Origin of the sequence: Streptomyces sp. A0592, from assembly GCF_004795115.1 — a bacterium.
Lineage (GTDB): Bacteria > Actinomycetota > Actinomycetes > Streptomycetales > Streptomycetaceae > Streptomyces > Streptomyces erythrochromogenes.
This window is the reverse complement of sequence record NZ_SSBM01000010.1, coordinates 181,278-192,514: the sequence shown is the minus strand read 5'-3', so window position 1 is coordinate 192,514 and position 11,237 is coordinate 181,278. Positions and strand designations below refer to the sequence as shown.

The window sequence follows — 11,237 nt, the reverse complement described above, 5'->3', positions numbered from 1 at the left end:
CGGGATGGGGGAGGATGCAAGTATCCGCACGAAGGGAAGTACACGGTGAGCATCGACCCGGCCTCGATTCCGAACTTCGGAGGGCAGCAGCCCGATCCGCAGGCCACAGGACCGGCGGGCCCCGTCGTCCCCGACCAGGAACTGGTCAAGCAGCTGCTGGAGCAGATGGAGCTCAAGTACGTCGTCGACGACGAGGGTGACCTCGCGGCGCCGTGGGAGGAGTTCCGTACGTACTTCATGTTCCGCGGCGAAGCGGAGCAGCAGGTCTTCTCGGTGCGGACCTTCTACGACCGTCCGCACAAGATCGACGAGAAGCCGCAGCTCCTCGAGTCGATCGACGACTGGAACCGTCGCACCCTGTGGCCGAAGGTCTACAGCCACACGCACGACGACGGCTCCGTCCGCCTGATCGGCGAGGCGCAGATGCTGATCGGCACCGGCGTCAACCTGGAGCACTTCGTGTCCTCCACGGTCAGCTGGGTCCGCGCCTCCATCGAGTTCGACAAGTGGCTCACGGAGCAGCTCGGACTGGAGAAGGACATCGACTCCGCCGACGGCGAGGACGAGGACGGCGGGGACAACTGACCCCCCGCTCTCACAGGGGCATCTTGGCGAACACCAGGAGGTAGACCCCGTAGGCGTAACCGAGCCCGGCCAGCCCCGCGGTCACCACGACCGCGGAGCGCGGCCGGGCTCGTGCCATGAGGGCGGCCAGCGGCAGCAGCAGTGGGAACGCCGGCAGCAGGAACCGCGGCTTGGACTCGAAGTAGCCGGCCCCGCCCACGGCGATCACCAGCAGGACCGCGGTGTAGACGAGCAGCGGCAGCGGCGGCCGGTCGAAGAGCAGCAGCACCGCCAGCAGCAGGGCCGTGCCCAGCAGGAGTGCCGACACGGCGGTGGCGAGCGCCACGGGTCCGCCGCCGAGCACCTCCCAGACCTTGGACAGGGTGGCCCGGCCCCCGTCGAAGCGGGAGCCCCACTGCCGCTGTACGGCGAAGTACCCGGCCACGTCGTCCCTGGCCACCCCGACGGCCACCACGTACGCCAGCCAGCCCGCCGGCGCCAGCAGCCCGGCAGCCCACACCCCGGGCGCCCGGGATCTTCGTACGAGCAGCGCGTGCAGGGCCGTGACGGACACGGCCGCGGCGACGGCGATCCCGGTGGGCCGGGTCAGCCCCGCGACCAGCGCCAGCGACGCGGCGAGCAGCCAGCGCTCGCGCAGCAGCGCGTACAGCGACCAGGAGGCGAGGGCGACCAGCAGCGGCTCGGTGTAGGCGAGGGTGAGCACCACCGCGTGCGGGCCCGCCGCCCACAGCGCGACCAGCAGCAGAGCGACGCGCCGCCCGGCAACCAGCTCACCGACCCGGTAGACGCCGACGGCGGCCACCGCGGCCGCGGTCCAGGAGACGAGCAGCCCGCCCCACTCGCCGCCGCCGGCCAGCCGGACGAGCGCCGGATAGAGCGGGAAGAAGGCGTAGTCGCTCTGCACCAGCCCGGTGACGGGCCAGATCTGGGTGCGGCCGTAGCCGTGCCGGGCGATGGCGAGGTACCAGACGGAGTCCCAGGAGTGCCCGAGCACCCGTACGGGGCTGCGCCCCGCCCACCAGGCGGCGAGGGCCAGCACGGCGGCCCCGGCCACGCGGATCGTGGCGAACACGCCGAGCGCGAGCGCGGCCGTGGGCACGCCGACGGCCCTGACGTCCCGCGGCCGCACGAAAACAGACGTACTGCCCGTCGCCGTCATCTACCCCGACTTCCTGCGCGCGCGTGAGGACGCCCATCCGGACCAGGAGGAGCCTCGGGCACACTAAGCGCCCCCGCCCCGCGCCGGGGGTGAATGGCTTCGGAAGCTCCGGTGAAATCGCGCACCCCGCGGTGCGCGGGCCCGCCGCGGGGTGGTGCGGCGGCGGGCCGTCCGGCTCAGAGCCGCCGCAGCCGGTCCGCGGCCTCCTGGAGGACCTCGGCCTTCTTGCAGAACGCCCAGCGGACCTGGGTGGCGCCGGCGGACCTGTCGTCGTAGAAGACCTGGTTCGGGATGGCGACGACCCCGCAGCGCTCGGGCAGGGCGCGGCAGAAGGCGAGGCCGTCCTTCTCGCCGAGGGGGGTGATGTCGGTGGTGATGAAGTAGGTGCCGCGCGGGCGGAAGACCTGGAAGCCGGCCGCCGCGAGGCCGTCGGCGAGGATGTCGCGCTTGGCGGCGAGGTCGGCGCGGAAGGCGTCGTAGTAGGCGTCCGGCAGCTGCAGGGCCTCCGCGATGGCGTACTGGAAGGGCCCCGAGGAGACGTAGGTGAGGAACTGCTTCGCCGAGCGGACCGCGGAGACGAGCCCCGGCGGTGCGGTGATCCAGCCGACCTTCCAGCCCGTGAACGAATACGTCTTGCCCGCGCTGCTGATGGTGACCGTGCGCTCGCGCATGCCGGGGAAGCCCGCCAGGGGGGTGTGGGAGCCCTCGAAGACCAGGTGTTCGTACACCTCGTCGGTGACGACCAGCAGGTCGCGCTCGACCGCCAGCGCGGCGATCGCCGCGAGCTCGCCGGCCGTCAGGACGGTGCCCGTCGGGTTGTGCGGGGTGTTCAGCAGGAGCAGCCGGGTGCGCGGGGTGACGGCGGCGCGCAGCTCGTCCAGGTCGAGGGCGAAGGCGTCGCCGTGCGGGCGCAGGGTGACGGGGACGCGGGTGGCGCCGGCCATCGCGATGCAGGCCGCGTAGGAGTCGTAGAAGGGTTCGAGGGCGATGACCTCGTCGCCGGGCTCCAGGAGCGCGAGGAGGGAGGCCGCGATGGCCTCGGTCGCGCCCGCGGTGACCAGGACCTCGGTGTCGGGGTCGTAGCCGAGGCCGTAGAAGCGCTGCTGGTGCGAGGCGATCGCGGTGCGCAGCTCCGGGACGCCGGGCCCGGGCGGGTACTGGTTGCCCAGGCCCGTGAGGACCGCGCGGGCGGCCGCCTCGGCGATCTCCGCCGGACCGTCGGTGTCGGGGAAGCCCTGGCCGAGGTTGATCGACCCGGTGCGTGCGGCCAGTGCCGACATCTCCGCGAAGATCGTCGTGCCGAAGGCCGCCAGCCGGCGGTTCAGGAAGGGGCGGTCGCTGCCCACGGGTGCGCTCATGGGCGCCATCCTGCGTGCAACCTCTGGACTTGCTCAAGTGTGCTTTGGGCCGTGCGGGCCGTGGGAATTCCCCCTTCACGCGGGACGCGGGGATCCCGCTCCCCGGGAGGACCGGGGCGTGAGAGAGGGGCGGACATGGAGTTCGTCTTCGTAGTGCTCGGGGTCTGTGCGTTGCTCGTGCTCTTCATGAGCCGGATCGTCCGGAAGCTGGCGGGGCACGGTTCCCGTCCGCGCCGGCCGCGCCGGGGCAGGCGCAGCTGGTGGGCCGGTGACTCCGGCTCGTCGGGTTGCGGGTCGTCGTCCTCGTGCGGTTCTTCGTCCTCCTGCGGGGGCGGGGGGTGTGGCGGCGGCAGCTGACACGGGGCAGCCGACGCCGTCCTGACGTGGGCGTCCGAGGGTTCGTTTCCCCTCGGGCGCCCCGCGCGTTGTCCATGCATCCCGACGCGCGGGACGCAACCTGTTGAACACGTGAACTGCCGAGCCCCCGGGGGGATGTAAACCCCTTCAAGTTGGGTAAAAACGCTGTGAGTGCCGTGCCTTTCATGATTCCCTCGGTTGAGTAGACCAGTCCTCGGACCTCCCTGGACTTCCTGTGGACCCGTGCCGGTGTCCCCCCACCCGTGCTTGCTACCGCTGGCGGGCCCCGGCCCATCTCCCTCGCGCGTTTGCGGAGCCGACTCATGCTCACGACCCTCCAGACCTCCTACACCGACACGCGTGCCGCCGACCTCGCCTGGGCCCTGGGTCGTGACCGGCTGCCCGCCCTGGCCGTACTGAACCTCGAACTTTCGGGTGCGAAGGTCGAGTTGCGCCTGCTCGGGGCCTCCCATCAGGTTCTGCTGGAGGAGCGGGACGTGCTCTGTTCGGAGACGGTCGCCTGCATGCCCGGGAGCAGTACGCCGCTGCCGCTCGGCGTGGCGAAGCGGGTGGGCGACTGGGAGTACGAGTTCGCCGCGCGGGTCGAGACCCTGTCCCGGGGATCCTTCGCGGGGCGTGCGCAGGAGCTGCTCGCGCTGGTGGCCGACCACCCGAACGGGCTAGCGGGGACGTTCCCGGGAAGCCCGCACGCCTTCACCGCCATGCTCGCCCAGCGGTACGAGGGCCAGGTGCGGTGGCGCACCTGGCACGCGTACCCGCAGGAAGGGCAGTTGGTGGCGACCCGCACGCGGGTCGGGGTGCGGACGGGCGCCGTGGCGCCGGCCCTGGAATCGCCGGCTCTGCTCTAGGCCGTGCGGGGGACGCGCCGTTCGGGCGGTGCGTGGCCGGACGGCGCTCCGCGGTGCGGGGCGTGTGGTGTGGTTACGCCAACTGGCCGGATCAGTGCGCCACTTGCACCCATGTGGGTGACCGGATGCGAGTGGGCGGTGACGTACGGTTCGCTTCATGATCGACCGTTCCGTCCCGCGCCGGGTCCTCCCGGCTCCGGAGCCGGGAGGCGCCGCGACCGTTTCGGCCGCCCTGCCCGTACGGCCCCGGACGGGCCGACTCCTGGTCCTGGCCACCGTGTTCGTATGCGCAGCCTGCGGGCTCGTGTACGAGCTGGAGCTCCTCGCCCTGGGCACCTACCTCATCGGCGACTCCGTCACCCAGGCGTCGGTCGTGCTGTCCGTCATGGTCTTCGCCATGGGCGTCGGCTCCCTGCTCGCCAAACGCCTGCGGCACCGGCCCGCCCTCGGCTTCGCCGCCATCGAGGCCGGGCTCGCCCTTCTGGGCGGCCTCTCCGCCATAGCGCTGTACGCGAGTTTCGCCTGGCTGGGGGAGTCCCGCCCGGCGCTCGTCGCGTTCTCCTTCGCCATCGGCATGCTCATCGGCGCGGAGATCCCGCTGCTGATGGTCCTCATCCAGCGCATCCGCAGACAGGACGCGGGCGGCGCCGTCGCCGACCTGTTCGCCGCCGACTACGTGGGCGCCCTCGTCGGAGGCCTCGCCTTCCCGTTCCTGCTGCTGCCGATGCTCGGACAGCTCACCGGCGCCATGCTCACCGGAACCGTCAACGCCGTCGTCGGAGGCGGGCTGGTCCTGTGGCTCTTCCGACACGACCTGAGCCGGCGCAGCCGCTGGCTGCTCATCGCCGCGAACCTGACCGTCCTCGTCGTGCTGGCCTCCGCGACCGTCCTCGCCGACGACTTCGAGAGGCTCGCCCGGCGCGCCGTCTACGGCTCCGAGGTGCGGGTCGCCGTCCAGACCGGGGTGCAGGAGCTGGTGCTCACCGGCCCCGCGACGGGCTCCCCGCGCTCCCTCGACCTGTACCTCGACGGACGGCTGCGGGTCAGCGGCTACGACGAGTACCGCTACCACGAGGCCCTGGTCCACCCCGCGATGACCGGCCCGCACGCCCGCGTCCTGGTCCTCGGCGGCGGCGACGGGCTCGCCGCCCGCGAGGTGCTCCGCTACCGGGACGTCGCCTCCGTCACCGTCGTCGAGCTCGACCCCGGCGTGGTCCGCCTCGCCCGCACCGACCCCATGCTCTCCGCGCTCAACGCCCAGGTGTACGCCGACCCCCGCCTGTCCGTCGTCACCCAGGACGCCTTCCGCTGGCTGCGCGGGCCCGCCGCGAACGACCGCTTCGACGTGATCGTCTCCGACCTCCCCGACCCCGGCATCACCCCCAGCACGAAGCTGTACTCGCAGGAGTTCTACGGACTGGCCGTGCGGGCCCTGGCCCCCGGCGGCCGGATGGCCGTGCACGCCGGGCCGCTGGCCACGCGCCCCCGTACGTACTGGACCGTCGACTCCACGCTCCGCGCGGCCGGCCTGCGCACCGCCCCCTACAGTGCGGGCGGCCGCCTCACGGGCTTCGCCGCCGGCCCCGACCGCACCCCGCTCGGGGGTGCCGGTGCGCCGCCGCAGGACTGGGGGTTCGTCCTGGCCGCCCGCGACCAGCAGCCCCGCCTGCACGTGGACCACGAGACGCCCGCGCTGCGCTCGCTGTCGACCGGCTCCCTCCAGGACGCGTCGCGGGACGCCGAACGCACCCGGGTGAACGGACTTCCGCCCTCGACGCTGCCGCATCCGCGGTATTCGTGACCCGGTGCGGTCCAGGCCGTAGGCTCGACCGCATGGAGCATCAGGTGTTCGTCCCGGTACCGGCAGACGACCTCCGCGCCGTGCTGCGCGACCCCGCCAGGGTGGCCCGGTGCGTACCGGGACTCCAGCAGGACGCCGACACGGGCGTCGGCCCGCTCGCCGGACGGCTCAAGGTGCGGGCCGGCGGCAGCACCGTCACCTACCGGGGGTCCGCGACCGTGGTCGAGCAGGACGCCGACCGCTTCACCTTCGAGGGTGAGGGCACGGAGGTGCGGGGCAGCGGCACCGTGAAGTTCTCCCTCGGCCTGCGCCTGACCCCGGCCCCGGGCGGGACCCGGATCGACTTCACCGCGCACGCCACCGCCGACGGGCGTGCCGCCTCCTTCGCCCCCGAGGCCGCGGCCACGGCCCTGCGCAGGCTGTTCGACCGGGCCGCCGCCCAGCTGGCCGCGGGATCCGCGATCAGCGACCCGGTCGCCGAGGCGGAGGACGCCGACGGGCCGGCCGGGCCGGAGGACGAGGTCACCGAGGTCACTGCCACGGTCTTCGAGACCGAGGTGCCGCCCCCGTCCCTGGACCCCGCCCTGGACCCGTTCCTGGCCGGCGGGTTCGAAGACCTCGACGCGGCCGGAGCCCCGCGGCCCCCGGCCGAGGCCGCCCACGCCCGCCGCACCATGATCGGCCGCAGTGCCGAGGAGGTGGACCACGCGCCCCCGCGCGGCCGGTACGCCCCGGTGCCCGCGCCGACCGCCACCGCGACCGGCGACAGCCTGCGCTGGATCGCCCCTGCCGCGGCGCTCGCGCTCGCCTCGGCCGTCGTGATCGGCCGGGCCCTGCGCCGCCGCCGCTGACCTGCGGCCTCGGCCGCGTCGACCCGCGGGGGGACACCCCCTAGGGTCGACCGCATGAGTACGCAACTGAGTGCCGGCGGCACCGAGGTGACTGTCGACCAGGAGAACGGCTGCCGGATCAGCAGTCTGCGCATTGACGGGACCGAGCTGCTGCGCCAGGGCTCCCACTACGGGTCCTTCCCGATGGTGCCGTGGTGCGGCCGCATGAAGGACGGCCGGTTCCACAACGGTGCGACCCTGCACCAGATGCCCCTCGACCATCCGCCGCACGCCCTCCACGGCTTCGGCCGTGACGCGTCGTGGCGGCAGGCCGGCGCCACCGCCACCGAGGCCGCCTTCACCTACGACCTCGTCGACCCGTGGCCGACCTCCGGCCGGGTCACCCAGGTCGTCACGCTCGCCGAGGACTCGCTGACCCTCACCATGGGCGTCGAGACGTACGGGGACTCCTTCCCGGCCCAGGCGGGCTGGCACCCCTGGTTCCTGCGCAACCTCGGCGGACAGGACGTCGAGATCGCCTTCGACCCCGCCTGGCAGGAGGAGCGCGGCGCCGACCACCTCCCCACCGGCAACCGCATCGACCGGAAGCCCGGCCCCTGGGACGACTGCTTCGGCATGCCCGACGGGGTCGACGTCACCCTCACCTGGCCCGGCGCACTGGAGCTGCGCATCACCAGCAGGTCCGAATGGGTGGTCGTCTACGACGAGCAGGCCGAGGCCGTCTGCGTCGAGCCGCAGTCCGGCCCGCCGAACGGGATCAACACCGCTCCGCGCCTGGTCACCCCCGTGGACCCGCTGGAGGTTTCCACGACCTGGACGTGGCGCCGGCTCGGCTAGCCCGCAACTAAGCTCGTCGGCATGAGTGACGTACGCGATGCGCTTCTGCAGCAGATCAAGGACAAGGCCGTCGTGCACGGCAAGGTGATCCTGTCCTCCGGCCGGGAGGCCGACTACTACATCGACCTCCGCCGGATCACCCTCGACGGCGAGGCGGCCCCGCTGGTCGGCCAGGTCATGCTCGACCTCACCGCCGAGCTCGACTTCGACTGCGTCGGCGGCCTCACCCTCGGCGCCGACCCGGTCGCCACCTCGATGCTGCACGCCTCCGCCGCGCGCGGTCAGCGCCTGGACGCCTTCGTGGTCCGCAAGGCGCAGAAGGCGCACGGCATGCAGCGCCGCATCGAGGGCACCGATGTGAAGGGCAAGCGCTGCCTGGTGGTCGAGGACACCTCGACCACCGGCGGATCCCCGCTGACCGCCGTCGAGGCCGTCCGCGAGGCCGGCGGCGAGGTCGTCGCCGTCGCCACGATCGTCGACCGCGGCGCTGCCGACGCGATCGCCGAGGCGGGCCTGCCGTACCTCACCGGCTACCGCCTCGAGGACCTCGGCCTGTCCTGACCGGCCACTGCGACAACTGGTGGCAAAGGTCCCCGGCTGCCCTTGAGGCAGTCCTGACCTGGTCTTTCCCCGCGGCCCGGGATGTTTCACGTGAAACATCCCGGGCCGTTCGCCCATCACGTGAGACCGGCGGGCTGGACCCTTGCGCGGAGTCTGGAAAGATAGGCGCGACGATGACGTCGCCCCCAGGTCAGGGCCCGCAACAAGCACACTCCCCGCACACCCAAGGAGCCGGCAGATGCCCATCGCAACCCCCGAGGTCTACAACGAGATGCTCGACCGGGCGAAGGCAGGCAAGTTCGCCTACCCGGCCATCAACGTGACCTCGTCCCAGACCCTGCACGCTGCGCTGCGGGGCTTCGCGGAGGCCGAGAGCGACGGCATCATCCAGATCTCCACCGGTGGTGCGGAGTTCCTGGGTGGCCAGCACAACAAGGACATGGTCACCGGCGCGGTCGCCCTGGCGGAGTTCGCGCACATCGTCGCCGCCAAGTACGACATCACCGTCGCGCTGCACACGGACCACTGCCCGAAGGACAAGCTGGACGGCTACGTACGTCCGCTCCTGGACATCTCCGCCGAGCGCGTCGCCCGCGGTCTGAACCCGCTCTTCCAGTCGCACATGTGGGACGGCTCCGCCGAGACCCTGGCCGACAACCTGGCCATCGGCCAGGAGCTGCTCGCCAAGGCCGTCGCGGCAAAGATCATCCTCGAGGTCGAGATCACCCCGACCGGCGGCGAGGAGGACGGCGTCAGCCACGAGATCAACGACGAGCTCTACACCACCGTCGAGGACGCGATCCGTACCGCCGAGGCCCTGGGCCTGGGCGAGAAGGGCCGCTACCTGCTGGCCGCCTCCTTCGGCAACGTCCACGGCGTCTACAAGCCGGGCAACGTCGTCCTGCGCCCCGAGCTCCTCAAGGACCTCCAGGCCGGTGTCGCCGAGAAGTTCGGCAAGGCCTCGCCGTTCGACTTCGTCTTCCACGGCGGTTCGGGCTCCTCGGCCGAGGAGATCGCCACCGCGCTGGAGAACGGCGTCGTGAAGATGAACCTGGACACCGACACCCAGTACGCCTTCACCCGCCCGGTCGTGGACCACATGTTCAGCAACTACGCCGGCGTCCTGAAGGTCGACGGCGAGGTCGGCACCAAGTCGAAGTACGACCCGCGCACCTGGGGCAAGGCCGCCGAGGCGGGCATGGCGGCGCGTGTCGTCGAGGCGTGCGCGAACCTGCGCTCCGCCGGCACCAAGATCAAGTAGTCGGCCGCCGCGGCCGCGGCAGCAGTCGCACAGGAGGGCCCGGCCCCCGTCCCAGGACGGAGGCCGGGCCCTCCGGCGTTCCCGTGCGGGGAGGCCGGTGGACGGTGACTCCTCGATGGTGTGAACTGCATGCTGCGTCGGGGGCGTGGAGGGGGACAGGGGCACATGAGGGCTGGACGACCGCAGGTGAAGCAGGACCGTGCGGTGCGGACCCGCCGGGCGATCCTGGAGGCCGCCGCGGTGGTGTTCGAGGACCGCGGGTACGACGCGGCCAAGCTGACGGACATCGTCAGCCTGGCCAAGGTCACCAAGGGCGCGCTCTACTTCCACTTCGAGTCGAAGGAGCACCTGGCGCAGGCCGTGATCGAGGCCCAGGTGAACCTGCACGCGCCGTTCGCACCGCAGGAGTTCAAGGCGCAGGAGTTCGTCGATGTCGGCATGGTGTTCTCACACCGCCTCCGGTACGACGTGCTGATGCGCGGCAGCGCGCGGCTCACCCTGGAGCACAACGGGCGGGAGCTGGACCGGGCGGCGCCGTATCTGGGGTGGATCGAGCTGCACACCGCCCTGATGGCGGAGGCGAAGGAGCGCGGCGAACTGCTCCCGCACGTGGACCCGTCGGCGGCCGCGCGGCTGGTGGTCGGGGCCTTCGCCGGGCTCAACGTCATGTCGCAGACGCTCGGCCTCGAACTGGACCGGGAGGTCTCGGCGCTCTACGCGAGCGTGATGCCGGGCCTGGTGATCCCGGCCGTCGCGGAGCGGCTCGACACCGCGCCCGGCCGCGGCGCCAGGGCACTGCACGACCCGAACGAGGCCTGCCGATGCGATCGCCCCCCGCCGCCGCGCCTCCCCGCCCCACCCCTCCCCCCAACCTGACCCCACCCCTCCCCCCAACCTGACCCCACCACCCCCTCAATCCCCGCGCCCCACCCCCCGCCCCACCCTGCGGCCCGGCCTGCGGCCCGGCCTGCGGCCCGGCCTGCGGCCCGGCCTGCGGCCCGGCCGCAGCGCCCCCGGGCCTGCTGGCCCCCCGGGCCTGGTGGGATGTCCGGGCTGGGCCCACAGCCTGGCGGTGTGGCCGGTCCGGGGCCGCGGTTGTGCCGCCGGTTTTGCGGACCACCGCACCCGGCAGACTGGGGGCATGTCCATTCACCAGAACCTGCTCGGGGGCCCCGCCCCCACCCACCTCCCCGACGAGCCCGGCCGTGCCGCCATCGCCGCCGGCACGCCGGCCGTCGAGGTGGCCGCCGCGCACCCCACCTCCTCCCTCGCCTGGGCGGTCCTCGCCGACGAGGCGTTCGCCGCCGGCAGCACGGTGGAGTCGTACGCCTACGCCCGTACGGGCTACCACCGCGGCCTCGACGCGCTGCGCCGCGCCGGGTGGAAGGGCCACGGCCCGGTCCCGTGGGAGCACGAGCCGAACCGCGGTTTCCTGCGCGCCCTGCACGCCCTGGCCCGCGCGGCCGGCGAGATCGGCGAGAAGGAGGAGTACGAGCGCTGCACGACCTTCCTGCGCGACTCGTCCCCGACCGCGGCGGACACGCTGAGCGCCTGAGGCCGTACGGCGGGGAGTGACGCGCGGACATCTCATGTGGTCT

At 72.8% G+C, this 11,237-nt stretch carries 11 protein-coding genes; 9 read left to right on the top strand and 2 right to left on the bottom strand.

Annotated features, from left to right (window positions below):
- The first annotated feature begins 45 nt into the window (after positions 1–45).
- Positions 46–585 carry a YbjN domain-containing protein gene (locus E6U81_RS17280; protein ID WP_136230962.1) on the top strand — a complete coding sequence of 180 codons (540 nt, stop codon included), beginning with the start codon at positions 46–48 and terminating at the stop codon, positions 583–585.
- A 10-nt stretch (positions 586–595) separates the two neighbouring features.
- Here the strand turns inward: E6U81_RS17280 and E6U81_RS17275 are convergent, their stop codons facing one another.
- Positions 596–1,714: a hypothetical protein gene (locus E6U81_RS17275; RefSeq protein ID WP_240803861.1), complete on the bottom strand. Its 1,119-nt coding sequence runs from the start codon at positions 1,712–1,714 to the stop codon at positions 596–598.
- A gap of 206 nt (positions 1,715–1,920) precedes the next feature.
- A complete protein-coding gene (locus E6U81_RS17270) occupies positions 1,921–3,111 on the bottom strand; it encodes a pyridoxal phosphate-dependent aminotransferase (RefSeq protein WP_136230960.1) in 1,191 nt (396 codons plus the stop codon).
- 671 nt (positions 3,112–3,782) lie between these two features.
- On the opposite strand from E6U81_RS17270, the gene E6U81_RS17260 reads away from it, so the two are divergent.
- The 8 genes from E6U81_RS17260 to E6U81_RS17225 all read left to right on the top strand — a co-directional run bounded on the left by E6U81_RS17260 (position 3,783) and on the right by E6U81_RS17225 (position 11,194).
- Positions 3,783–4,328, top strand: coding sequence for a DUF2617 family protein (locus E6U81_RS17260; RefSeq protein WP_136230958.1), 546 nt, complete (start codon positions 3,783–3,785; stop codon positions 4,326–4,328).
- Between the two features lie 157 nt (positions 4,329–4,485).
- Complete coding sequence (locus tag E6U81_RS17255; RefSeq protein WP_136230957.1) at positions 4,486–6,129, top strand: polyamine aminopropyltransferase; 1,644 nt, start codon at positions 4,486–4,488, stop codon at positions 6,127–6,129.
- Positions 6,130–6,161: 32 nt separating this feature from the next.
- A complete protein-coding gene (locus tag E6U81_RS17250) occupies positions 6,162–6,980 on the top strand; it encodes an SRPBCC domain-containing protein (RefSeq protein WP_136230956.1) in 819 nt (272 codons plus the stop codon).
- 54 nt (positions 6,981–7,034) lie between these two features.
- On the top strand, positions 7,035–7,817 hold the full coding sequence (locus tag E6U81_RS17245; protein ID WP_136230955.1) for an aldose 1-epimerase: 783 nt from the start codon (positions 7,035–7,037) through the stop codon (positions 7,815–7,817).
- A gap of 21 nt (positions 7,818–7,838) precedes the next feature.
- Positions 7,839–8,378, top strand: coding sequence for an orotate phosphoribosyltransferase (gene pyrE / locus E6U81_RS17240; protein WP_030817422.1), 540 nt, complete (start codon positions 7,839–7,841; stop codon positions 8,376–8,378).
- A gap of 238 nt (positions 8,379–8,616) precedes the next feature.
- Positions 8,617–9,639 (top strand): class II fructose-bisphosphate aldolase, encoded by a 1,023-nt coding sequence (gene fbaA / locus E6U81_RS17235; protein WP_136230954.1) that lies wholly within the window; start codon positions 8,617–8,619, stop codon positions 9,637–9,639.
- 165 nt (positions 9,640–9,804) lie between these two features.
- Positions 9,805–10,515 carry a ScbR family autoregulator-binding transcription factor gene (locus E6U81_RS41715; RefSeq protein WP_276615808.1) on the top strand — a complete coding sequence of 237 codons (711 nt, stop codon included), beginning with the start codon at positions 9,805–9,807 and terminating at the stop codon, positions 10,513–10,515.
- Between the two features lie 265 nt (positions 10,516–10,780).
- The gene (locus E6U81_RS17225; protein WP_136230953.1) at positions 10,781–11,194 is read left to right on the top strand and encodes a DUF3151 domain-containing protein; all 414 of its coding nucleotides are present in this window, start codon (positions 10,781–10,783) and stop codon (positions 11,192–11,194) included.
- Positions 11,195–11,237 lie beyond the last annotated feature (43 nt).

Coding starts and splice junctions, on each gene's coding strand:
- E6U81_RS41715 (WP_276615808.1), top strand. CDS start 9,805: ATGAGGGCTGGACGACCGCAGGTGAAGCAGGACCGTGCGGTGCGGACC.
- E6U81_RS17255 (WP_136230957.1), top strand. CDS start 4,486: ATGATCGACCGTTCCGTCCCGCGCCGGGTCCTCCCGGCTCCGGAGCCG.
- E6U81_RS17225 (WP_136230953.1), top strand. CDS start 10,781: ATGTCCATTCACCAGAACCTGCTCGGGGGCCCCGCCCCCACCCACCTC.
- E6U81_RS17270 (WP_136230960.1), bottom strand. CDS start 3,111: ATGGCGCCCATGAGCGCACCCGTGGGCAGCGACCGCCCCTTCCTGAAC.
- E6U81_RS17250 (WP_136230956.1), top strand. CDS start 6,162: ATGGAGCATCAGGTGTTCGTCCCGGTACCGGCAGACGACCTCCGCGCC.
- E6U81_RS17245 (WP_136230955.1), top strand. CDS start 7,035: ATGAGTACGCAACTGAGTGCCGGCGGCACCGAGGTGACTGTCGACCAG.
- E6U81_RS17260 (WP_136230958.1), top strand. CDS start 3,783: ATGCTCACGACCCTCCAGACCTCCTACACCGACACGCGTGCCGCCGAC.
- pyrE (WP_030817422.1), top strand. CDS start 7,839: ATGAGTGACGTACGCGATGCGCTTCTGCAGCAGATCAAGGACAAGGCC.
- fbaA (WP_136230954.1), top strand. CDS start 8,617: ATGCCCATCGCAACCCCCGAGGTCTACAACGAGATGCTCGACCGGGCG.